Genomic DNA, 22,845 nt, shown 5'->3' with positions numbered 1-22,845 from the left:
TCGGCGTATGCGGGTGCGCCCGGCGGCGGCCTAGCCTCGGGGAAGGTCCGGATGGAGCAGGGTCGAGGAATTCGAGGAGAATGCCCGTCATGAGCGAATTGCCGCAGGAGCGCAGGCTGGTCACCGCCGTGCCGGGACCGAAGTCGCAGGAGTTGTCGGCCAGGAAGGCGGCGGCGGTCGCGGACGGCGTCGGGGTCACGCTGCCGGTGTACGTGCGGCGGGCCGGCGGCGGGGTGGTCGAGGACGTCGACGGGAACCGGCTGATCGACTTCGGCTCGGGCATCGCGGTCACCTCGGTGGGCAACAGCGCCCCGATGGTGGTGCGCAAGGCGGCCGAGCAGCTGGCCGAGTTCACCCACACCTGCTTCATGATCACGCCGTACGAGGGCTACGTGGAGGTCGCCGAGCAGCTGAACGCGCTCACCCCCGGCGACCATGCCAAGAAGACCGCGCTGTTCAACTCCGGCGCCGAGGCGGTGGAGAACGCGGTGAAGATCGCCCGCTCCTACACCAAGCGCCCCGCGGTGGTGGTCTTCGACCACGGCTACCACGGCAGGACCAACCTGACGATGGCGCTGACAGCGAAGAACATGCCGTACAAGGAGGGCTTCGGCCCCTTCGCGCCCGAGGTCTACCGGGTGCCGCTGGCGTACGGCTACCGGTGGCTGACCGGTCCCGAGCACGCGGCGGAGGAGGCGGCGGCGCAGGCGATCGACATGATCACCAAGCAGATCGGCGCGGAGCACGTGGCGGCGATCGTGATCGAGCCGATCGCGGGCGAGGGCGGCTTCATCGAGCCGGCCAAGGGCTTCCTGCCGCGGATGGCGCAGTTCGCCAGGGACAACGGGATCGTCTTCGTCGCCGACGAGATCCAGACCGGCTTCTGCAGGACCGGGCAGTGGTTCGCGTGCGAGGACGAGGGTGTGGTGCCCGACCTGATCACCACGGCCAAGGGCATTGCGGGCGGGCTGCCGCTGGCTGCGGTGACCGGGCGGGCCGAGATCATGGACGCCGCCCACGCGGGCGGTCTGGGCGGCACCTACGGCGGCAACCCGGTGGCGTGCGCGGCGGCGCTGGGTGCGATCGAGACGATGAAGGCGCTGAACCTGACCGAGCGGGCGCGGCGGATCGGCGAGGTCATGGTGCCCCGGCTGCGCGCGCTGCAGGAGAAGTACCCGGCGATCGGCGAGGTCCGCGGGCGCGGCGCGATGATCGCGGTGGAGTTGGTGCGGCCGGGCACCAAGGAGCCGGACGCGGCGCTGACGGCCGCGGTGGCCAAGGCGTGTCATGCAAACGGCCTCGTGGTGCTCACCTGTGGGACGTACGGCAACGTGCTGCGCTTTCTGCCGCCGCTGGTCATCGGGGAGGATCTGCTGAACGAGGGCCTCGACATCATCGAGGAGGCCTTCGCCGGGGTGTGAGCGGCGGCAGGAGACGAGGCTCGTGAAGAACGTGTGGGGGCCTGATGGCGGACGGGTGATCGGGCGCCTCGCGGCGGGCGCGGTGACGTACGGTTTCACCGGAACACCCCGCTCGCGGTCGGCTCCGCAGGAGTCGGCGACGAGTGACAACGCGCCGGTGATTCCCCATCACCGGCACGGCAGTGCCCTCGCGCACGAAACCGCCGGGTCCGATGGTGGCCCCGGTACACCTCGCCGATCGGCCCGCCGTTCGTCCCACACCCCCCGGGACGGGCGGTACGGCGATCGTCATGGCCGCCCCGGAACTATCCCCCCTGTTCCGGGGCGGCGTTCTGCTGTCCGGGCGCTGGGCGCGCTCGGCGCGGTCTTCTGCGCGGGCCTCGCCCTCTTCGCACTGCTCACCTGGCAGGTCTCGGCCGGCGGTCCGCTGGTGGACCGGGACTGGTCGGTGCTGGGCTGGTTCCGGCGTGCGGCGGCGGCGCACCCCTGGCTGAACGGCCCGGCGCAGGCGCTGTCCGATGTCGGCAATGTGCAGGTCGCGGTGCCGCTGCTGCTGGCCGCCGTGGTCTATGCGGGTGCGCGCGGCCGGGCGGGCGGGCGCCCGCTGTGGTGGCTGCCGCCGCTGGCGGCCGTGGCGGCGATGGCGGCGGTGCCCCTGGTGGTCGGGACGGTGAAGTCGGCGGTGGCCAGGCCCGCGCCGGGCAAGGTGCACCTGGGTCCCGACGGCTACGCGGGCTTCTTCCCCTCGGGGCACACCGCGACCTCCGCGGTCGCCGTCGGTGCGGCGGCCCTGCTGGTGCTGCCGCTGGTCCGGCGTCCTGCGGTGCGCAGGTCGCTGGCCGCGGCGGCGGTGCTGCTGGCCGCGGCGGTGGGCGCGGCCCTGGTGTGGCACGGCTACCACTGGCCGCTGGACGTGCTGGCCAGCTGGTGCCTTGCCGCCTCGCTGCTGGCCACCGTGGCGGCGGCCGGGGTCGTGGCGGGTACGGCGGCCGGTCCGCGTGCCCCGGCCGCCGCTGGCGGGTCGAGCGCGGGCGGGTCAGCTGTGGGTGGGGAATCCGAGGTTGATTCCGCCGTGTGAGGGATCGAGCCAGCGCTGTGTGACGGCCTTGCCGCGGGTGAAGAACCTCACGCCGTCCTCGCCGTAGGCGTGGGTGTCGCCGAAGAGCGAGGACTTCCAGCCGCCGAAGGAGTAGTAGGCGACGGGCACGGGGATCGGCACGTTGATGCCGACCATGCCGACCTCGACCTCGTGCTGGAAGCGGCGGGCGGCGCCGCCGTCGTTGGTGAACAGCGCGGTGCCGTTGCCGTACGGGTTGGCGTTGATCAGCGCCAGGCCCTCGTCGTAGGTCGGCACGCGCACCACGGAGAGCACGGGGCCGAAGATCTCGTCGTCGTAGACGGACATGCCGGGCCGCACCCGGTCGAAGAGGGTCGGGCCGAGCCAGAAGCCGCTGTCCGCTGCGGCGTCCGACAGCGGGTGCTTGCGGCCGTCGACGGCGAGTTCCGCGCCGTCGGCGACGCCCGCGTCGAGGTAGGAGCTGACCTTGTCGCGGTGCACGCCGGTGACCAGCGGGCCCATCTGGGAGTCGGGGGCGCTGCCGGGTCCCACGGTGAGGCCGGCGATGCGCTGCCTGATCCGCTCGACCAGGTCGTCGCCGACCGGGTCCACGGCGACCAGAACGGAGACCGCCATGCAGCGCTCCCCCGCGGCGCCGTACCCGGCGTTGACGGCTGCGTCGGCGGCCAGGTCGAGGTCGGCGTCGGGCAGCACCAGCATGTGGTTCTTGGCGCCGCCGAGGGCTTGGACGCGCTTGCCGTGCCGGGTGGCGGTCTCGTAGACGTAGCGGGCGATCGGGGTGGAGCCGACGAAGGAGACGGCCTTGATGTCAGGGTGCTCCAGCAGCCGGTCGACGGCGGGTTTGTCGCCGTGGACGACGTTGAAGACGCCGTCGGGCAGTCCTGCCTCGCGCCACAGGGCGGCCAGGAAGTTGGCCGCCGAGGGGTCCTTCTCCGAGGGTTTGACGACGACGGTGTTGCCGGCGGCGATGGCGAGCGGGAAGAACCACATCGGGACCATTGCGGGGAAGTTGAACGGGGAGATCACCGCGACCGGGCCGAGCGGCTGGCGCAGCGAGTAGACGTCGATGCCGGTCGAGGCCTGCTCGGTGAAGCCGCCCTTGAGCAGGTGCGGGATGCCGCAGGCGTACTCGACGACCTCCAGGCCGCGGGCGATCTCGCCGAGGGCGTCGGAGTGCACCTTGCCGTGCTCGGAGACGATGATCGCGGCCAGGTCCTCGCGGTGGGCGTTGAGCAGTTCACGGAAGGCGAAGAGCACCGAGGTGCGCTTGGCGACCGAGGCGTGCCGCCACTGGCCGAAGGCGTCGAGTGCGGCGCCGACGGCCTGGTCGACGACGTCGGCTGCGGCGAGGTCGACCTGCCCGCTCACCTGGCCGGTGGCCGGGTCGTAGACGTCGCCGCGGCGCTCCGCGGTGCCGGCCCAGGGGCGGCCGGCGATCCAGTGGGTGATGTGCTGGGGGCTCGTCACGGGCTGACCCTTCCGTCGTGGTCCCGCCAGTGTCACCACGTCGGGCGCCCGGCGTAAAGCACCACGCTGGGGAGATCCGCACGCCTGGCACTACCCTCCGGCCAGTTGCGCCGCGGCCTCGTGCATGGCCAGTTCCAGCACGACCGGGTCGGTGAGGTGCCCGGTGCCGTCGGGCGGGACGAGCCAGCGCACCCCGCCGGTGGGGCGGCCGGGGTAGGGCACCACGATCCAGGTGCCGCGGCCCACGGCCCGCACCCCGGTGCCCAGCCAGCGGGCGGCGGTGCCCGGCGGGACGAAGAAGCCGATCCGCGCGTCGCCGAAGTCGGCCAGGACCGGCCCCGGCAGGTCCACCAGGCGGGTCAGGACGTCGAGGGTGGGGTAGCCGAGCGCACTGCCGAGGATCAGGACGTCCCATTTGCGCCCTGCGGGCAGCAGCGCCACCCCGAGCGGGTTGTCCTCCCATTCCCTGCGGACGGAATCCGGGTCGTGTGTCACCGATGCGAGCCATTCGACCGCGCTCTTCGCTCCGGCGCTGCCCATGCCGGGTCCTCCTTCTGCCCAGTGACGGGTGCTGTCAGGGGAGAGAGGAAGTTGGTGCGAAGTTATTACGCGGGTTCCGCTACTTGTCGGTAGTGGCACGGCTCACGCGGCGCCGGCCGCGCGCACCCCGGTGCGTACCCGGTCAGCTGTCGAAGCCGAGTCCGGCCCGGTCCATGGTGCGCAGCCACAGGTTGCGCCGGCCCTGCGAGCGGTCGGCGCGGGCCAGCGACCACTGGGTCAGCCCGATCCCTGCGGTGGCGAGCGGCTCGGGCGGGAAGGGCAGCGGCTTCCTGCGCACCATCTCCAGGCGGGTGCGCTCGGTGTCGGCGCCGGCCAGCAGGTCCAGGACCACCTCGGCGCCGAAGCGGCTGGCGCCCACCCCGAGCCCGGTGTAGCCGGCCGCGTAGCCGACCCGGCCGGCGCAGGCGGTGCCGAAGAAGGCGGAGAAGCGGGTGCAGGTGTCGATGGCGCCGCCCCAGGCGTGGCTGAAGGCCAGGCCTTCGAGCTGCGGGAAGCAGGTGAAGAAGTGCCGGGCCAGGGTGCGGTACGTCTGCGGGCGGTGGTCGTGCTCGGCGCTCATCCTGCCGCCGCGGGGATAGACCGCGTCGTAGCCGCCCCACAGGATGCGCTGGTCGGCGGTGAGCCGGAAGTAGTGGAAGCGGTTGGCGCTGTCGCCCAGGCCCTGCCGGCCGCGCCAGCCGACCGCGCGGCGGTGCTCCGCGGTGAGCGGGCGGGTGACCAGGGCGTAGTCGTAGACGGGGACGGTGTAGGGGCGGATCCTGCGGAGCAGGGAGGGGAACGCGTTGGTGCCCAGGGCGACGCGGTGGGCCAGCACCCGGCCGTAGGGGGTGCGGACCGCCATGCCGGCGCGGTGCCTGACCATGGCGGTGGCGGGGGTGCGTTCGTAGATGCGCACGCCCGCCTCCTCGGCTGCCCGCTGGAGGCCCCAGACCAGGCGGGCGGGGTTGACCATGGCGACACCGCGGCGGTCGTACAGGCCGCCGTGGAAGGTGGGCGAGTCGACCTCGGCGCGGACCTGGTCGCGGTCGAGCAGGTCGACCTCGACGCCGTTGGCCGCGGCAATTGCCGCGGCTTCGCGAAGCTCGGCATATTGCCACGGCTCGGTGGCCACGTCGATCTCGCCGGTGCGCTCGAAGTCGCAGTCGATGCGGTAGCGGGCGACGGCCTCCTCGATGGCGTCGAGGTTGCGCTCGCCGAGCGCGTGGAGCGCTCCGAACTCCGCGGGCCAGCGGGCCAGGCCGTTCATGGTGCCGTGGGTGAGGCTGGCGGCGCAGAAGCCGCCGTTGCGCCCCGAGGCGGCCCAGCCGACCCTGGCCCCCTCGACCAGCACCACGTCCCGGCCGGGGTCGCGCTCCTTGGCCAGCAGCGCCGTCCACAGGCCCGTGTAGCCGCCGCCGACGACCAGCAGGTCGCAGTCCTCCTCGCCGGTCAGCGCCGCCCGCGCGGCCGGCCGCGCGGGGTCGTCCAGCCAGTACGGCGTCTGCTCGGCGTCGGCGAGCGAGCGGGCTGCCGGGTCCATGCTTCCTCCGGTGGAGCTCGTGCGGGCGGTGCGGGCGGCCGGTCAGCTGCGCGCCCCCCTGCGGCGGCCGCCCACCAGCTGCCCTGCCACCACCAGCAGCACCGCGACCGCGAACATGGCCGTGCCGATCACGTTGACCTGCACGGGGGTGCCGCGCTGCGCGGAGCCCCAGACGAACATCGGGAAGGTCACCGTGCTGCCGGCGTTGAAGCTGGTGATGATGTAGTCGTCGAAGGACAGTGCGAAGGACAGCAGTGCGCCGGCCGCGATGCCGGGCGCCGCCAGCGGCAGCGTGATCCGCAGGAAGGTCTGGGCGGGGGTGGCGTAGAGGTCCTGGGCGGCCTGCTCGAGGCGCGGGTCCATGCTCATGATGCGCGCCTTGACGGCGACGACCACGAAGCTCATGCAGAACATGATGTGCGCGATGAGGATGGTCCAGAAGCCGAAGCGGATGCGCATGTTGAGGAAGAGGGTGCCCAGCGAGGCGCCCATCACCACCTCCGGCATCGCCATCGGCAGGAAGATCAGCAGGTTGGTGGCGGCCCGGCCGCGGAAGCGGTAGCGGGCCAGGGCGAAGGCCGTCATGGTGCCGAGCACGGTCGCGCCGAGGGTGGCGTAGACCGCCAGGCGCAGGCTGAGGGTGAGCGAGCCGCACATGTCGGCGACGCCGCAGGGGTGCTGCCAGGCGTCGGTGGAGAAGTGGTTCCAGGTGTAGTTGAAGCGGCCCTTGGGCTTGTTGAAGGAGAAGGCCAGCACCACCAGGTTGGGCAGGATGAGGTAGCCGAGCGCGAGGACTCCGGCGATCACCACGATGTTCCTGCACAGCCAGCGCATCGGACGCGTCTGCATCAGACCAGCTCCTCCGTCCCGGCTCTGCGGATGTAGACGGTGACGATCGCCAGGATGGCCGCCATCAGGATGAAGGACAGCGCGGCGGCCGTCGGGTAGTCCAGCACCCGCAGGAACTGCGACTGGATGACGTTGCCGATCATCTTCTGGTTGGTGGACCCCAGCAACTCGGCGTTGATGTAGTCGCCGGACGCCGGGATGAAGGTCAGCAGGGTGCCGGCGACGACGCCGGGCAGCGACAGTGGGAAGGTCACCTTGCGGAAGGTGGTGAAGGGCGTGGCGTACAGGTCGCCCGCCGCCTCGTGCAGCTTGCCGTCGATGCGCTCCAGCGAGGTGTAGAGCGGCAGGATCATGAACGGCAGGAAGTTGTAGGTCAGTCCGCAGACCACGGCCAGCGGGGTGGCGAGCACCCGGTCGCCCTGGGTGACGTGCAGCCAGGCGGTGACGTCCAGGACGTGCACGCGGTTGAGGAACCGCACCACGGGACCCTGGTCGGCCAGGATCGTCTCCCAGGCCAGGGTGCGGATCAGGAAGCTGGTGAAGAAGGGCGCGATCACCAGCACCAGGACGACGTTGCGCCAGCGCCCGGCCCTGAAGGCGATCATGTAGGCCAGCGGGTAGCCGATCGCCAGGCAGGCGGCGGTGGCGATGCCCGAGTAGAGCAGCGACCGCAGGAAGTGCGGCCAGTACTCGCGCAGCGCGTCCCAGTAGGTCGCCACGTGCCAGGTGACCTTGAAGCCCTTGTCGAGCGAGCCGGTCTGCACGGAGGTGGAGGCCTGGTAGACCATCGGGGCGACGAAGAAGACCAGCAGCCAGGCCACACCGGCCAGCAGCAGCAGATACGGAGTCAGGCGCCGCCGCCCCGCGGTCCTGCGGGGGGCGGCCTGTGCGGTTCCGGGGCCCGGCGCGGTCGGCGGCGGCCCCGCGGCCTGCGCGGTGGCGGCGCTCATGCGGCGGCCTCCTCCGCGTCGGCGTCGATCCCCGCGTCGATGTCCTGGGCCGCGTCGAGGCCGAAGGTGTGCGCGGGGTTCCAGTGCAGGACGACGGGGGCGCCGGGCACGAGCCGCCCGTCGCGTTCGACGTTGGGCACGAAGACCTCCAGCTCCGGGCAGACCGGGCTGTCGATCACGTACTGGGTGGAGACGCCGATGTAGCTGGAGTCGACGATCCGGCCGGGCACCCGGTTGCGCCCCTCGGCGACGGAGTCTTCGTCGTCGCGGTGGGTGAGTGCGACCTTCTCCGGGCGGATCCCGGCGAGCACCCTGCCGCCCGCGGCGACCTCGGCGGCGCAGCGGGCGGCGGGCAGGGTGAGCCGCTGCCCGGCGGCGACCAGCTGGATGTCGCCGCCCGAGGTGCCGGTGACCTCGGCCTCGATCAGGTTGGAGGTGCCGAGGAAGTTCGCCACGAAGGTCGAGCCGGGGTTCTCGTAGAGGTCGGCGGGGGCGCCGAGCTGCTCGACGCGGCCGGCGTTCATCACCGCGACGGTGTCGGCCATGGTCATGGCCTCCTCCTGGTCGTGGGTGACGTGGATGAAGGTGATGCCGACCTCGGTCTGTATGCGTTTGAGCTCGAGCTGCATCTGGCGGCGCAGTTTCAGGTCGAGGGCGCCGAGCGGCTCGTCGAGCAGCAGCACCTCGGGCTTGTTGATGAGCGCCCTGGCGACCGCGACGCGCTGCTGCTGCCCGCCGGAGAGCTGGTGCGGCTTTCGGCGGGCGAGGCCGCCGAGCTGCACCAGTTCGAGCATCTCGGCGACCTGCTTGGCGACCGACTTGATGCCGCGGCGGCGCAGCCCGAAGGCGACGTTCTCGTGGATGTCGAGGTGCGGGAAGAGCGCGTAGTTCTGGAAGACCGTGTTGACGGGGCGTTTGTACGGCGGCAGGGCGGTGACGTCCCGGCCGCCGAGGGCGACGGTGCCCGTGGTGGGCTCCTCCAGGCCGGCGATCATCCGCAGCGTCGTGGTCTTGCCGCAGCCGGACGCGCCGAGCAGCGCGAAGAAGGACCCGGCGGGGACGGCGAGGTCCAGCGGGTGGACGGCGGTGAAGGACCCGTAGGTCCTGCTGAGCCCGGTCAGGCGGACGGCGTCGCCGGGTTCTGCGGTGGGTGCGGTCGTCATGGCAGGTGTCCTCGGGTCAGGCGCCGATGAGCTTGGAGAACTTCTCCTCGTAGCGGGTGTCCTCGTCCTCGCTGAGGGAGCGGAAGCTGTGCGACTTGGCGTCCATCGCCGCGTCCGGGAGGATCAGCGGGTTCTTCGCCAGCGACGGGTCGATCTTCGCCAGGTAGGGCTGCACGCCCGCGACCGGGCACACGTAGGCGATGTACGCCGACACCTGGGCGGCGACCTGCGGCTCGTAGTAGTAGTCGATGAGGCGTTCGGCGTTGGTCTTGTGCCGTGCCTTCGCGGGGACCAGCAGGTTGTCGGTGGAGAACAGGAAGCCCGCGTCGGGGAAGACGTACTCGATGTCGGGGTCGTCGATCCGCAGCTGCACCAGGTCGCCCGCCCAGGCCACGCATGCGGCGATGTCGCCCTTGCTGAGGCCGTCGGTGTAGTCGTTGCCGGTGAACTTGCGGATCTGCTGGCTGTCGACGGCCTTCTGCACCCTGGCGAGCGCCGCGTCGTAGGTGTCGTCGGTGACCGTCTCCGGCTTGTGGCCCATGTCGAGCAGCGTCATGCCGATCGTGTCGCGCATCTCGGACAGCATCGCGACCCGGCCCTTGAGCGAGGGGTCGTCGAGGAGCTGCGATATGGAGGTGACCGCCCGCCCGCCGGTGGCTTTCTTGTTGTACGCGATGCAGGTCGCGATGCCCTGCCAGGGGTAGGAGTAGGCGCGGCCCGGGTCCCAGTCGGGGCTGCGAAAGCGCTGTTCGAGGTTGGCGAAGGCGTGCGGCAGGTGGGCGGGGTTGAGCTGCTGGACCCAGCCGAGCCTGATCATCCGGGCGGCCAGCCAGTCGGTGAGCACCATCAGGTCGCGCCCGGTGTCCTGGCCCGCGGACAGCTGCGGCTTGATCTTGCCGAAGAACTCGACGTTGTCGTTGATGTCCTCGGTGTACTTGACCTTGATCCCGGTGCGTCTGGTGAACGCCTCCAGGGTGGGGCGGTGCTTGCCGTCGTCCGAGACGTCGATGTACTCGGTCCAGTTGGAGAAGTCGACCGTCTTCTCCTGGGCCGAGTGGTCGCTGGACGCGGTGCTGTCGCCGGTGCGGCCTGCCGCGGGTATCCCGCACGCGGTCAGGCCCGCGGCGCCGGCGGCGCCCAGGCCCGCGGCGCGCAGGAACGTGCGCCGGCCCATCGCGCCCCGCCCGCCGCTCATACTGCGCCGCAGGGCCGCACGCAGCGGCGGGGGCAGGGGCTCGTACTGCTCCATGGGTGGTGCCCTCCGCTCTCGGGGCGTTCGCGGGGTTGTCGCCCTCCGACGTGGCCAAACCCCGGATTGGTGGCTGATCCTGGCAGAGGGGGCGCCCCTCAACAAGGGATTCCGTTGTTGCCTTTTGGTTACGCGACGAATTCTGTGCCCGAGGGCGGATTCACGGAGGGCCGCACCCGGGGCGGGCGGTGCTTCGCAGGCGGCGTTCTACGATGACGGGGCAGCACGGCCGCACCCCGGCCGCCGCCGCGCACGTGCCACCAGCCGAATCCGTACCGCTCGTCCAGGAGGACCCCGCATGTCCGACAGCGCCACCGCAGGCGGCCTCGACGCCTTCATCGCCGGACTGCCGAAGGCCGAGCTGCACGTGCACCACGTGGGGTCCGCCTCACCGCGCATCGTGGCCGAGCTGGCCGCGCGGCACCCGGACTCCGCGGTGCCGGCCGACCCCGCGGCGCTCGCCGACTACTTCAGCTTCCGGGACTTCGCCCACTTCATCGAGGTCTACCTGTCGGTCGTCGACCTGATCAGGGACGCCGAGGACGTGCGGCTGCTCACCTTCGAGGTGGCCAGGGACATGGCCCGGCAGAACGTGCGCTATGCCGAGCTGACCGTGACGCCGTACAGCTCGACCCGGCGCGGCATCCCGGAGCGGGAGTTCATGGCGGCGATCGAGGACGCCCGCAAGGCCGCGGAGGCGGAACTGGGCGTCATGATGCGCTGGTGCTTCGACATCCCCGGCGAGGCGGGGCTCGCGTCGGCGGAGGAGACCGCCAGGCTCGCGGTGGACCTGCGGCCCGACGGGCTGGTGTCCTTCGGCCTCGGCGGCCCCGAGATCGGCGTGCCCAGGCCGCAGTTCAAGCCGTACTTCGACCGGGCGCGGGCGGCCGGGCTGCACAGCGTGCCGCACGCGGGCGAGACCACGGGTCCCGAGACGGTGTGGGACGCGCTGCGCGAGCTGGGCGCCGAGCGGATCGGCCACGGCACCAGCGCGGCGGCCGACCCGCGGCTGCTGGACCACCTGGCCGAGCACCGCATCCCGCTGGAGGTCTGCCCGACCTCCAACATCGCCACCCGGGCGGTCGCGACGCTGGAGGAGCACCCGATACGGCGCATGGTCGAGGCCGGTGTCCTGGTCACCGTCAACAGCGACGACCCGCCGATGTTCGGCACCGACCTGAACACCGAGTACGCGGTCGCGGCGCGGCTGCTGGAGCTGGACCACGTCGGGGTGGCGGGGCTGGCGAAGAACGCCGTCGAGGCGTCGTTCCTCGACGCGCCGGGCAAGGCGCGGCTCGCCGCCGAGATCGACGCGTACGCCGCCGCGTGGCGCTGACCGTCGCCCACCGGGGCGACCCTTACGTCCACCGCGAGAACACGCTGCCGTCGGTCCGCTCCGCGCTGCTCAAGGGCGCGGACGCGGTGGAGGTCGACGTGCGGCTGACGCTCGACGGGGTGCCGGTGCTGCTGCACGACCCGTCGCTCGACCGCCTGTGGGGGCACCCGCAGGCGGTCGCCGGGCTCACCTCCGACGAGGTCTTCAAGCTCGGCGGCGGGCAGCTGCCGACCCTGCACGACGCCCTCGCCGAACTGCTGCGCCATGCGCGCGGGCGGATGCTGCTCGACCTGACCGGCGCCGACCAGGCGGCCCCCTCGCTGGCCGCGGTCCGCGACGCGGGTGCGCAGGAGCGGGTCTACTACTGCGGCGAGGCGACCGCGATGCGTGCCGTGCGGGACGCGGACCCGGCCGCGGAGATCGCGCTGACCTGGAAGACCTCGGCGTGGCCCGCGCCGGCGCTGCTGGCCGCCGTGGCGCCGCGCTGGCTGAACCTGCGCTTCGGGCTGGTCGACGCGGGGACGGTCGCCTACGCCCGCGAGCGCGGCCTGCTGGTGGCCGCGTGGACCGCCGACTGGCCGCGCTCGATGCGCCGCCTGCTGGCGCTGGGCGTCGACTCGGTCACCACCAACCGCCTGACGGCGCTGCAGCGACTGACGGGGCCGCCTGCCGCGTGAGCACGAGTGGGGGCCGCCCCTTCCGGAGGGCGGCCCCACTCGCGCGGGTCCAGCGGCTGCCGGACCCAGGCCGTGTTTTGGAAGTGGCGCCGTCCGCCCACAGGGCGGGCCCCGCGGCGTCCGGTGCGTGCGATCGCAAGGCGGAGGGTCGTCCTCGTAGTGGGCCTACTCGGACGACTCCGACAACGCAGCGAGCGTGCGTGCCAGGCGTCGCGGGGCAGGCGGGACTTCCAAAACACGGCCTAGTCGAGCGACGTCATGACGTGCTTGATCCGGGTGTAGTCCTCGAAGCCGTAGCCGGACAGGTCCTTGCCGTAGCCGGACTGCTTGAAGCCGCCGTGCGGCATCTCGGCGACCAGCGGGATGTGGGTGTTGATCCAGACGCAGCCGAAGTCCAGCCGCTTGGACATCCGCATGGCGCGGGCGTGGTCCTTGGTCCACACCGAGGAGGCCAGCGCGTAGTCCACGCCGTTGGCCCAGGTCACCGCCTGCTCCTCGTCGGTGAAGGACTGCACGGTGATGACCGGGCCGAAGATCTCGCGCTGGATCATCTCGTCGTCCTGCCGCAGCCCGGAGACGACGGTGGGCGCGTAGAAGTAGCCCTGCTCGCCGACCCGGTGGCCGCCGGTCTCGATCCTGGCGTGGGCCGGGATGCGCTCGATGAAGCCGCTGACCTGGTCGAGCTGGCGGGCGTTGTTCAGCGGGCCGTACAGGACGTCCTCGTCGTCGGGGCGGCCCGTCTTGGTGTCGGCGGCGGCCTTGGCCAGGGCCGCGGTGAACTCGGCGTGGATCGACTCGTGCACCAGGACGCGGGTGGCGGCGGTGCAGTCCTGGCCGGCGTTGAAGAAGCCGGCCACCGCGATGTCCTCGACGGCGCGCGGGATGTCCACGTCCTCGAAGACCACCACGGGCGCCTTGCCGCCCAGCTCCAGGTGGACGCGCTTGAGGTCCTTGGCCGCGGATCCCGCGACCTCCATGCCGGCCCTGACCGAGCCGGTGATCGAGGCCATCGCGGGCACCGGGTGCTCGACCATCAGCCGGCCGGTGTCGCGGTCGCCGCACACGACGTTGAAGACGCCCTTGGGCAGGTGCTCGCCCAGGATCTCGGCGAGCAGCACGGTGGAGGCGGGGGTGGTGTCGGACGGCTTGAGCACCACCGTGTTGCCCGCGGCGATGGCCGGGGCGAACTTCCACACCGCCATCATCATCGGGTAGTTCCAGGGCGCGACCTGCGCGCAGACCCCGACCGGCTCGCGGCGGACCATGGAGGTCATCCCCTCCATGTACTCGCCGGCCGAGCGGCCCTCCAGCATCCGCGCCGCACCGGCGAAGAAGCGGATCTGGTCGACCATGGGCGGGATTTCCTCGGTCGTGGTCAGGCCGATGGGCTTGCCCGTGTTCTCGCTCTCGACGGCGACGATCTCGGCGGCCCGCGCCTCGATCGCGTCGGCGATCCGCAGCAGCGCCTTCTGCCGGTCCGAGGGCGTGGTGTCGCGCCAGCCGGGGAAGGCGGCGGCGGCCGCGGCCATGGCCGCGTCGACGTCGTCCGCGCCGGACAGCGGCGCGGTGGCGTACGCCTGGCCGGTCACCGGGTTCACCACCTCGGTGGTCCGTCCGTCCGCGGCGGCACGGAATTCTCCGTCGATGTAGTTGCGCAGAGTACGGAGTTCGGTCACGGCGAATGCTCCCTGGTCGTCCGGATCGTGGTGCGGTGTCGGGTGTCCACGCACTGAGACAGCACCCAGCTTAGCCGGTGGACTGCCGTATTCGACATACCCACCTCCCACCGACAACCGAATCGGTATCCGCAGCGGCTCTCAGCGACGAATTTCATCGTGCGGGGCTTGCGGGACCGTCGACCTCTCCTGCACAGTGGGGCGCGTGGCCACACGTGACATGAACGGCACGCAGCCGTCGATAGACGCGGTGTCGAAGGCGATCATCGAGCAGCTCCAGGAGGACGGCCGCCGCCCCTACGCGGCGATCGGCAAGGCCGTGGGCCTGTCCGAGGCCGCGGTGCGGCAGCGGGTGCAGAAGCTGCTGGACCAGGGCGTCATGCAGATCGTCGCGGTGACCGACCCGCTCACCGTGGGATTCCGCCGGCAGGCCATGGTCGGCCTCACCGTCGAGGGCGACATCGACCCGGTCGCCGAGGCGCTGGCCGCGCTGGACGAGGTCGAGTACGTGGTGGTCACCGCCGGCTCCTTCGACCTGCTGGCCGAGATCGTGTGCGAGGACGACGACCACCTGCTCGAGCTGATCAACAAACGGATCCGCGCGCTGCCGGGCGTGCGCTCCACCGAGAGCTTCGTCTACCTCAAGCTCCGCAAGCAGACCTACACCTGGGGAACCAGATAGCCATGAGCGCAGACCTGTCGAAGACGGCGTACGACCACCTGTGGATGCACTTCACACGCATGTCGGACTACGCGGACGCCCCCGTGCCGACGATCGTCCGCGGCGAGGGCACGTACATCTACGACGACCACGGCAAGCGCTACATCGACGGCCTGTCCGGGCTCTTCGTGGTCAACGCGGGCCACGGGCGGCACGAACTGGCGCAGACCGCCTACAAGCAGGCGCAGGAGCTGGCCTTCTTCCCGGTGTGGAGCTACGCGCACCCCAAGGCCGTGGAACTGGCGGAGCGGCTGGCCCGGTACGCCCCCGGCGACCTGAACAAGGTCTTCTTCACCACCGGCGGCGGCGAGGCCGTCGAGACGGCGTGGAAGCTGGCCAAGCAGTACCACCGGCTGACCGGCAACCACAGCAAGTACAAGGTCATATCACGGGCCGTCGCCTACCACGGCACCCCGCAGGGCGCCCTGTCCATCACCGGGCTCCCGGCGCTCAAGGCGCCCTTCGAGCCGCTGGTGCCCGGCGCGCGCAAGGTCCCCAACACCAACATCTACCGGGCGCCGCTGCACGGCGACGACCCGGAGGCCTTCGGCCGCTGGGCCGCCGACCAGATCGAGCAGCAGATCCTCTTCGAGGGCCCCGAGACGGTCGCCGCGGTATTCCTTGAGCCCGTGCAGAACGCCGGCGGCTGCTTCCCGCCGCCGCCCGGCTACTTCCAGCGGGTGCGGGAGATCTGCGACACCTACGACGTGCTGCTGGTCTCCGACGAGGTGATCTGCGCCTTCGGCCGGCTCGGCACGATGTTCGGCTGCGAGAAGTTCGGCTACGTGCCGGACATGATCACCTGCGCCAAGGGCATGACGTCCGGGTACTCGCCGATCGGCGCGTGCATCGTCTCCGACCGCGTCGCCGAGCCCTTCTACCGCGGCGGCAACACCTTCCTGCACGGCTACACCTTCGGCGGCCACCCGGTGTCGGCGGCCGTCGCACTGGCCAACCTCGACATCTTCGAGCGCGAGGGCCTCAACCAGCACGTGCTGGACCACGAGGCCGGCTTCTTCCGCACCCTCGACCGGCTGCGCGACCTGCCCATCGTCGGCGACGTCCGCGGCAACGGCTTCTTCTACGGCATCGAACTGGTCAAGGACAAGGCGACCAAGGAGACCTTCACCGACGAGGAGACCGAGCGCGTCCTGTATGGCTTCCTGTCCAAGGCCCTCTACGACAACGGCCTGTACTGCCGCGCCGACGACCGCGGCGACCCGGTCGTCCAGCTCGCCCCGCCGCTGGTCTCCGACCAGGCGCTCTTCGACGAGATCGAGGGCATCCTGCGGACGGTGCTGACGCAGGCCTGGGCGAAGCTGTGACGCCCGCCGCCCGCGGGCGGTGACGGCTGCTCACCCGAACGGACGGATCGGCGCGGCCGGCCGCCGCGCCTGCGGGCGTACGCGCCCACCGCCTGCCTACGGTGCCGGGGAGTGACCGCCCACTCCCCGGCGTCGGCGACACACCGCCGCCCGCCGCCGGGGGACGACTCGCGGAGGAACGGCATGGTGGCACCGCCCGACAACGACGTGCTCTTCGCCCGCGCCCTGCGCCACTCCCACCGGGGCTCGCCCGCCCTGCTCGGCGTCTCGGTCGGGGTGCGCGAAGGGGAGATCCTCGGTGTCGTCGGTCCGCGCGGCAGCGGCAAGACGACGCTGCTGCGCTGCCTGTCGGGGCAGCTGGTGCCCGACCAGGGCGAGGTGTGGTTCAACAGCGGACCCGTCCACACGCTGTCCGCCGCCGCCCGTGACCAGTTGCGCAGGGAGCGCTTCGGCTGGGTCGGCAGCGAACCGCAGCTGCTGCCCGAGCTGACCGCGTGGGAGAACGCGGCACTGCCGCTGCTGATGCGCGGGGTCAGGTCGCGGGCCGCCCGCGCCAAGGCCCAGGAATGGCTGGACCGGCTCGACATCGGCGCCGCCGCCCGCAAGCACCCGGGGGCGCTGCTGCAGTCCGAGCGGCAGCGGATCGCGGTGGCCCGCGCCCTGGTCTCGGTGCCCGCGGTGGTCTTCGCCGACGACCCGGCCGCGCCGCTGCACCGCTCCGACCGCGCCCAGGTGCTGCGCACCCTCACCAGCGCGGCCCGCTCGCACGGTATGACGGTGGTACTCGCGGGCACGGACCCGGACACCGCCGGCTACGCCGACCGCACGCTGTCGCTGCGGGACGGCCGCCCGGACACCGCCTCCCCCGTCCGGGACCGCGAGACCCCCGACCCGGCACCGGCGAACGCATGACGCGCCCGGCACCCGCGTCCCGACGGGACCTGGACCACGCGACCGCGTACGCCCACCCCGGCACGCCCGGACGGCGCACCGGATGCGGTACGCCTCCCGGCCTCGTCGCCTGCGACGGGCGGGCGAGGGCATCGGCCCTACCGCGCCCGCAACCCCGTACGCTTTCGGGCGGCGTCGCCTGCGCGCGGCGGGCGACGGCATCCCACGCGCCCTGTCACGGCCGCCTTACGGCTCCTGACGTCGTCTCCCGCACCGGGCAGGTGGCGGCATGCTGAGCTGGCGGGTGGTGCGCGGGGCGCGGCTCGGCGCCATGGGGCGCTGGCTGACCGTGGTCGGGGCCGCGGGCGGTGCGGGACTGCTGCTGCTGTCGGCGCTCGGATGGGCGCTGGGCCATGCGCAGCCCGGCACCGGGGCCGGAGTGCGGCTCGTGTGGTGCCTGCTGCCGGTCGCGGTGACCGTGCACCTGGCGGCGGCGGTCGCCCGCGCCCAGCCGCTGGGGTGGCCGGACTCGGGTCTGGCCGCGGTCGGGCTCGGCAAAACCGCGACGGTGCTGATCGGCGCGGCGGGCGCCGCGCTGGCCTGCGCCGTCGGCAGCGGGCTGGCGCTGCTGCTCTTCGTCTACCTGCGCGGCGACCTGGGCGGCGTGCCGTACTCGGGGTCCGCTTCCGGTGTGCTGGGAGCCGGGCACCACCTGCCGGTCGCGGGGGCCGCGACGCTGCTGTCGGTGGTGCCGCTGGCCGCGGCCGGGGTCGCCGCGGCCGGGCTGTGGCAGCCGCGGACGGCACGCAAGCCGGGCGCCGCACCCGTGGGCCTGCCGTGGGGCGTGGCGCTGACCGCGGTCGGGCTGGCCGTGCAGGTGAGCGCGCCGCGCGGCGACGCGCTGCCGCTGCCCAGCGGCCTGGGCTCCGTGTCGCCCGCGACGGCGGCCGGCTGGCTGGTCGCGTCGGCGGGTCTGGTCGTCGCGGGGCCGGGTCTCGTGCACCTGTGCGGGCGGCTGCTCGCCCTGCACCGCCCCGGGGCGCTGCGGCTGCTCGCCGGGCGGGCACTGCAGCAGGAGGCGCGCAGGATCGGCCGCCCGCTCGGCCTGCTGTGCGCGACGGCCACGGCGGCCGTTGCCGCCTACGACCTGCAGAACGGCGACGGGCAGCGGCTCGGCCCGCTGACCGCCTTCGCGGCGGGCCTGATCGGCGTGTGCGTCCTGGCGATCGCGGGCACCGCGGTACTGGAGGCCAGGAGCGCCAGGGCGCGCTCCACCGCCGCGCTGCGCGACCTCGGCGCCTCGCCGGGTCTGCTGCGCGGGGCCGTCGCGCTGCGCGCGGGTGTGCTGCTCGCGGTGGCGATTCCCCTGACGGCCGTGATCGCCGGGCTCGCGACCGTACCGGCCACGCGGTGAGCAGACCGGCGGGCTATCGTGCTGGCGTGCCTGCCGACGCCTCCGCCCCGCCTGTCCGTGAGATCGAGACCCTGGAGGAGTTCGACCGGGTCGCCCTGACCGGCTCCTTCGCCGGATACCGCCTGCAGGCCGTCGACCTGACGGACCGTACGTTCGCGCTGCTGGTCGCCGACACCACGCAGGCGGTCTTCCTCGGCTGTCCGATGGAGCCGCAGGCGCTCGCCCATGTCAGGGCCGGCGGCGCCCTGGTCTTCCCGCCGGTCCCGCACCTGCCCTTCGACCCCTACCGGGCCGCCCTCTACAGCCCCGCCGAGCTGTACGCGGACCTCGCGGGCGGCTACGAGCACACCCCGGACGCGCGGGCGTACGAGTGGTTCACCTCGACCTCGGCGAGCGGCGACATACTCGCGTCGATGCTGCGCTCGATCCACGACGACGCGGTTGCCGACGCCCTGGACGAGCACCTGTCGGGCGCCCGGGTGGTGGGGGTCATGGGCGGCCACGCCATGAAGCGCGGCACCGACGCCTACGCCGGAGCCGCACGACTCGGCCGAGCCCTGGCGCGCGAGGGCCTGACGGTGGCCACCGGCGGCGGACCCGGCGCGATGGAGGCGGCGAACTTCGGCGCCTACGCGGCACCGCACGACGACGTGATGCTCGGCAAGGCGCTGTCGGTGCTCGGCGGGGCGCCGTCCTTCCGCCCGTCGGTCGGCGAGTGGGCGCTGACCGCCTTCGAGGTGCGCGAGCGCTGGCCCGAGGGCGGCACCTCGCTAAGCGTGCCGACCTGGTTCTACGGCCACGAGCCGCCGAACGCCTTCGCCTCGCACGTGGCGAAGTTCTTCGCCAACGCGGTCCGGGAGGACGCCCTGCTGGCCCGCTGCGATGCCGGCGTCGTCTTCCTCCCGGGCGCGGCGGGCACGGTCCAGGAGATCTTCGACGCGGCCACCCCGAACTACTACTCCTCGCGCGGCGAGCCCACCCCGATGGTGCTGGTCGACCGGGCACACTGGACCGAGCAGCTGCCGGCCTGGCCGCTGCTGAGCGCGCTGGCCCGCGACCACCCGATGGCCTGGCGCATCGCGCTGGTCGAGTCGGTCACCGAGGTGCCGGAGGCGCTCGCGCGGCTCGCGGAGAAGTGAGCGGGCGGCGTCCGCCGGGGAAGGCCGGAGCCGGCGGCGGCCGCGGGAAGGTCAGCCGGCCGCGGCGACCGCGTCCTCCAGCTCCTGGATCACGATCTTCTTCATGCCCAGCATCGACTTGACCGCGGCCTGGGACTTGGCCGGGTCGGGGTCGGCGATCAGCTCCTCAAGGCGCCGGGGCACGATCTGCCAGGACAGGCCGTAGCGGTCCTTGAGCCAGCCGCAGGGTCCCTCCTCGCCGCCGTTGCCCGACAGCGCGGCCCACAGGCGGTCGACCTCCTCCTGGTCTGCGCAGTCCACGGACAGCGACACGGCCTCGTTGAAGGTGAACTCGGGGCCGCCGTTGAGCGCGAGGTAGCGCTGCCCCGCCAGCTCGAACTCCACGAGCATGACGCTGCCGGGCGTGCCGGGGCCTGCCTCGCCGTAGCGCTGCACGCTGACGGTCCGCGAGTCCTCGAAGAGCGAGGTGTAGAACTGCGCGGCCTCTTCGGCCTGGCCGTCGTACCAGAGGAAGGTCTTGATCTTCTGCATGGTGTGCGCTCCCGGGTCTCGTCGTCCGGAGGGCGTCGTCGCGCCTCCAGCAGTAGGACGGTCCCGGGCCGGAAAACTCATCGGTCAGCGCGGCAGGACCACGATGTCGCCGGGGTCGAACCCGACGCCGACCGTCTCGCCCTCGCGCGGGGCGTCCCGCAGGGCGCACTCCGCTTCGAGCAGCGGCCCGCGCTCGGGCCGCAGCCGCACCCCGACATGGCCGCCGCGGAAGGTGCGGGCGACGACCTCGCAGCGCAGGGCGCCCCCGGCGGACAGCACGACACCGGTGGGCCGCACGAGCAGCCGGCACGGCCCTTCCGCGGTGCCCTCGGGCACCGGCAGCGGCCCCCACTCGGTGGCGGCGGCGGTGCCGGTGACGACGGCGTCGGCGATGGTGTCGAAGCCGAGGAAGCGGGCCACGAACTCGTCCGCCGGGTGCTGCCACACCTCGTACGGTGTGCCGCTCTGGGCGACCGTGCCGTCCCGCATCAGCACCACCCGGTCGGCCAGTGCGAAGGCCTCGCCCTGGTCGTGCGTCACGGCGAGCACGGTGGTGCCGAGCCGCCCGAAGAGCTGCCGCAGCTCCACCACCAGGCGTTCGCGCAGCGAGCGGTCGAGCTGGCCGAGCGGCTCGTCGAGCATCAGCAGCCGCGGCTCGGGCGCCAGCGCTCGGGCCAGCGCGACGCGCTGCTGCTCGCCGCCGGACAGCGTGGCGACGGCCCGGGCCTGCGCGTCCGGCAGTCCGACCAGGTCGAGCAGTTCCGCCACCCGGCGCTGCCGCTGCTCGCGCGGCGCCTTGTGCATACGCGGCCCGAAGCCGACGTTGCCGCCGACGTCGCGCTGCGGGAAGAGCTGGTGGTCCTGGAACATCAGCCCGACGCCGCGGCGGTGCGCGGGCACGTCGCGCTGGTCGGCGCCGTCGAGCAGCACCCGGCCCGCGTCCAGCGGGGTCAGGCCCGCGACGGCCCGCAGCAGCGTGGACTTGCCGCTGCCGCTGGGGCCCAGGACGCAGACGATCTCGTGCTCGGCGACGTCCAGGTCGAGGGCGTCCAGTACGGTCCGCGCCCCGAAGCGTACGGTCGCCGCGTCCAGCCGCAGCAGCGCGGTGTCCGCGGCCTTCGCGGCGCCCGCTTCCTCAGGTGCCGTGGTGTGTGCGGTGCTGTTTGCGGTGCTGTGTGCGGTCACAACTCCCCCGATCCGGTGGTGCGCAGGGATTCGAGCACCAGCAGCGAGGCGGCGCAGACGAGCATCAGGACGGTGCTCAGGGCCATCGCCTGGCCGTAGTTGAGCGCGCCCGCCCGGCCCAGCAGCCGGGCGACGGCGACCGGCAGGGTCGGGTCGTCGGGGCGGGCGATGAAGACGGTGGCGCCGAATTCGCCCAGCGAGACGGCGAAGGCGAAGCCCGCGGCAATGGCCACGGCCCGGGAGACCAGCGGCAGTTCCACCTCGCGCCAGACCCGCCAGGGGGACGCCCCGAGCACCGCGGCGGCCTCGCGCAGCCGCTCGTCGACGGCCCGCAGCACCGGCAGCATCACCCGTACCACGAAGGGCGTGCCGACCAGCGCCTGGGCGAGCGGCACCAGCAGCCAGGAGTCCCGCAGGTCCAGCGGCGGCTTGTCCAGAGCGATCAGGAAGCCGAAGCCGACGGTGACGGCCGAGGTGCCCAGCGGCAGCATCAGCAGCGCGTCGAAACCGCGGACCAGCCGCCCTGACGACCTGCGCACCAGTGCCGCGGCGGCGAGGCCCCCGACGGCCAGCGCGATGACGGTGGCGATGGCGGCGAAGCGCAGCGAGTTGCCCACCGTCTGCCAGGGGGCGACGCTGAAGGTGCCGCCGTCGGTGGAGCCCAATGCCCGGTAGAAGGCCAGCCCGTAGCCGCTGGGGGTGTCGAAGGAGCGGGCGACCAGTACGCCGAGCGGCAGCAGGATGAGCAGGGCCACCACTGCGAGCACCCCGCCCAGCAGCGTCCGTTCCGCCGCCCCGCGCGGGCGGTGCGCGGTCAGCGCCGGGTCCACCAGGCGCAGCGCGGACTGGCTGCGGCGTACCGCCCAGCCGTGCAGCGCGAGGATCACGGCGACCGCGGCGAACTGCAGCAGCGTCAGCACGGCGGCGGTAGGCAGGTCGAAGACCTCGGCGGTCTGCCGGTAGATCTCCACCTCCAGGGTGGAGTACATCGGGCCGCCGAGTACCTGGATCACGCCGAAGGAGGTGAAGGTGAACAGGAAGACCATCAGTGCCGCCGCGGCGACCGAGGGGCCGAGGGCGGGCAGCGTGACCCGCCGCCAGGCGGCGAGGCGGGAGGCGCCGAGCATCCTGGCGGCCTCCTCCTGCGCCGGGTCGAGCTGCGCCCACAGCCCGCCGACGGTGCGGACGACCACGGCGTAGTTGAAGAAGACGTGCGCGATCAGGATCGCCCACACACCGGTGTCGAGCCGCACCCCGAACAGCGAGTCGGTGAAGCCGTCGCGGCCCAGCAGCGCCAGGAAGGCGGAGCCCGCGACGACGGTCGGCAGCACGAAGGGCACCGTCACCACCGCGCGCAGCAGTCGCCGCCCGGGGAAGTCCAGCCGGGCGAAGACGTACGCGCCGGGCAGCGCGACCAGCAGGGTCAGTGCGGTGGACGCGGCGGCCTGCCAGCAGGTGAACCACAGCACATGGCGGATCCCGGCGTCGCCTGCCACGTCGGCGATCCTGCCCAGGTGCCAGTTGCCGCCCTCGTGCAGGCCGCGGGTGACGATCGCCGCCACCGGGTAGGCGAAGAAGGCCGCGAAGAACAGCAGCGGGAGCGCCATCAGGGCGGCGCGTACCCCGGCCCTGCGCCGGACCGCGGCAGCCGCGGGGTGTGCGGTGCCGCGGGGTGTGCGGGCGCCGCGGCCGT

At 72.8% G+C, this 22,845-nt stretch carries 20 protein-coding genes; 9 read left to right on the top strand and 11 right to left on the bottom strand.

Annotated elements, in window-relative coordinates; genetic code table 11:
• Positions 1–89: 89 nt before the first annotated feature.
• Entirely contained in the window at positions 90–1,421 is a 1,332-nt protein-coding gene (gene gabT, locus JT723_RS06985; protein ID WP_205043573.1) for a 4-aminobutyrate--2-oxoglutarate transaminase, read from the top strand.
• Positions 1,422–1,851: 430 nt separating this feature from the next.
• Entirely contained in the window at positions 1,852–2,499 is a 648-nt protein-coding gene (locus tag JT723_RS34915) for a phosphatase PAP2 family protein (RefSeq protein ID WP_251512476.1), read from the top strand.
• Here the strand turns inward: JT723_RS34915 and JT723_RS06975 are convergent.
• The 7 genes from JT723_RS06975 to JT723_RS06945 all read right to left on the bottom strand — a co-directional run bounded on the left by JT723_RS06975 (position 2,458) and on the right by JT723_RS06945 (position 10,257).
• Positions 2,458–3,966, bottom strand: coding sequence for a CoA-acylating methylmalonate-semialdehyde dehydrogenase (locus JT723_RS06975; RefSeq protein WP_205043572.1), 1,509 nt, complete (start codon positions 3,964–3,966; stop codon positions 2,458–2,460). The genes JT723_RS34915 and JT723_RS06975 overlap by 42 nt on opposite strands.
• A 90-nt stretch (positions 3,967–4,056) precedes the next feature.
• Positions 4,057–4,506, bottom strand: a complete 450-nt coding sequence (locus JT723_RS06970; protein WP_205043571.1) for a bifunctional DNA primase/polymerase — start codon at positions 4,504–4,506, stop codon at positions 4,057–4,059.
• A 142-nt stretch (positions 4,507–4,648) separates the two neighbouring features.
• Positions 4,649–6,046, bottom strand: a complete 1,398-nt coding sequence (locus JT723_RS06965) for an NAD(P)/FAD-dependent oxidoreductase (protein WP_205043570.1) — start codon at positions 6,044–6,046, stop codon at positions 4,649–4,651.
• Between the two features lie 42 nt (positions 6,047–6,088).
• Complete coding sequence (locus JT723_RS06960) at positions 6,089–6,880, bottom strand: ABC transporter permease (protein WP_205043661.1); 792 nt, start codon at positions 6,878–6,880, stop codon at positions 6,089–6,091.
• A gap of 14 nt (positions 6,881–6,894) precedes the next feature.
• A complete protein-coding gene (locus tag JT723_RS06955) occupies positions 6,895–7,845 on the bottom strand; it encodes an ABC transporter permease (protein ID WP_205043569.1) in 951 nt (316 codons plus the stop codon).
• On the bottom strand, positions 7,842–9,008 hold the full coding sequence (locus tag JT723_RS06950) for an ABC transporter ATP-binding protein (protein ID WP_205043568.1): 1,167 nt from the start codon (positions 9,006–9,008) through the stop codon (positions 7,842–7,844). Before JT723_RS06950 ends, JT723_RS06955 begins: the two co-directional genes overlap by 4 nt.
• Before the next feature lie 16 nt (positions 9,009–9,024).
• Positions 9,025–10,257: a polyamine ABC transporter substrate-binding protein gene (locus JT723_RS06945; RefSeq protein ID WP_205043567.1), complete on the bottom strand. Its 1,233-nt coding sequence runs from the start codon at positions 10,255–10,257 to the stop codon at positions 9,025–9,027.
• 298 nt (positions 10,258–10,555) lie between these two features.
• Here JT723_RS06945 and JT723_RS06940 point away from each other — a divergent pair, with 298 nt between their 5' ends.
• Complete coding sequence (locus tag JT723_RS06940) at positions 10,556–11,593, top strand: adenosine deaminase (RefSeq protein WP_205043566.1); 1,038 nt, start codon at positions 10,556–10,558, stop codon at positions 11,591–11,593.
• Complete coding sequence (locus tag JT723_RS06935; RefSeq protein ID WP_205043565.1) at positions 11,584–12,270, top strand: glycerophosphodiester phosphodiesterase; 687 nt, start codon at positions 11,584–11,586, stop codon at positions 12,268–12,270. Before JT723_RS06940 ends, JT723_RS06935 begins: the two co-directional genes overlap by 10 nt.
• 242 nt (positions 12,271–12,512) lie before the next feature.
• Here JT723_RS06935 and JT723_RS06930 read toward each other — a convergent pair whose 3' ends face one another.
• On the bottom strand, positions 12,513–13,946 hold the full coding sequence (locus tag JT723_RS06930) for a gamma-aminobutyraldehyde dehydrogenase (RefSeq protein ID WP_205043564.1): 1,434 nt from the start codon (positions 13,944–13,946) through the stop codon (positions 12,513–12,515).
• 220 nt (positions 13,947–14,166) lie between these two features.
• On the opposite strand from JT723_RS06930, the gene JT723_RS06925 reads away from it, so the two are divergent.
• The 5 genes from JT723_RS06925 (at position 14,167) to JT723_RS06905 (ending at position 19,436) form a co-directional block, all read left to right on the top strand.
• Positions 14,167–14,628 (top strand): Lrp/AsnC family transcriptional regulator, encoded by a 462-nt coding sequence (locus JT723_RS06925; protein WP_205043660.1) that lies wholly within the window; start codon positions 14,167–14,169, stop codon positions 14,626–14,628.
• Positions 14,629–14,630: 2 nt separating this feature from the next.
• Entirely contained in the window at positions 14,631–15,992 is a 1,362-nt protein-coding gene (locus tag JT723_RS06920) for an aspartate aminotransferase family protein (RefSeq protein WP_205043563.1), read from the top strand.
• A 183-nt stretch (positions 15,993–16,175) separates the two neighbouring features.
• Positions 16,176–16,904 carry an ABC transporter ATP-binding protein gene (locus JT723_RS06915; protein WP_205043562.1) on the top strand — a complete coding sequence of 243 codons (729 nt, stop codon included), beginning with the start codon at positions 16,176–16,178 and terminating at the stop codon, positions 16,902–16,904.
• Between the two features lie 268 nt (positions 16,905–17,172).
• Complete coding sequence (locus JT723_RS06910) at positions 17,173–18,297, top strand: hypothetical protein (protein WP_205043561.1); 1,125 nt, start codon at positions 17,173–17,175, stop codon at positions 18,295–18,297.
• 26 nt (positions 18,298–18,323) lie between these two features.
• Positions 18,324–19,436, top strand: coding sequence for an LOG family protein (locus JT723_RS06905; RefSeq protein WP_205043560.1), 1,113 nt, complete (start codon positions 18,324–18,326; stop codon positions 19,434–19,436).
• 51 nt (positions 19,437–19,487) lie between these two features.
• Here JT723_RS06905 and JT723_RS06900 read toward each other — a convergent pair whose 3' ends face one another.
• The 3 genes from JT723_RS06900 to JT723_RS06890 all read right to left on the bottom strand — a co-directional run bounded on the left by JT723_RS06900 (position 19,488) and on the right by JT723_RS06890 (position 22,759).
• Complete coding sequence (locus JT723_RS06900) at positions 19,488–19,967, bottom strand: VOC family protein (protein ID WP_205043559.1); 480 nt, start codon at positions 19,965–19,967, stop codon at positions 19,488–19,490.
• Positions 19,968–20,051: 84 nt separating this feature from the next.
• A complete protein-coding gene (locus tag JT723_RS06895) occupies positions 20,052–21,068 on the bottom strand; it encodes an ABC transporter ATP-binding protein (protein ID WP_205043659.1) in 1,017 nt (338 codons plus the stop codon).
• Between the two features lie 80 nt (positions 21,069–21,148).
• The gene (locus JT723_RS06890; protein WP_205043658.1) at positions 21,149–22,759 is read right to left on the bottom strand and encodes an ABC transporter permease; all 1,611 of its coding nucleotides are present in this window, start codon (positions 22,757–22,759) and stop codon (positions 21,149–21,151) included.
• Between the last annotated feature and the right edge of the window lie 86 nt (positions 22,760–22,845).

Origin of the sequence: Actinacidiphila bryophytorum (assembly GCF_016916835.1) — a bacterium.
Classification (GTDB): Bacteria; Actinomycetota; Actinomycetes; order Streptomycetales; family Streptomycetaceae; genus Actinacidiphila; species Actinacidiphila bryophytorum.
This window is presented reverse-complemented; position numbering and strand designations above follow the sequence as displayed.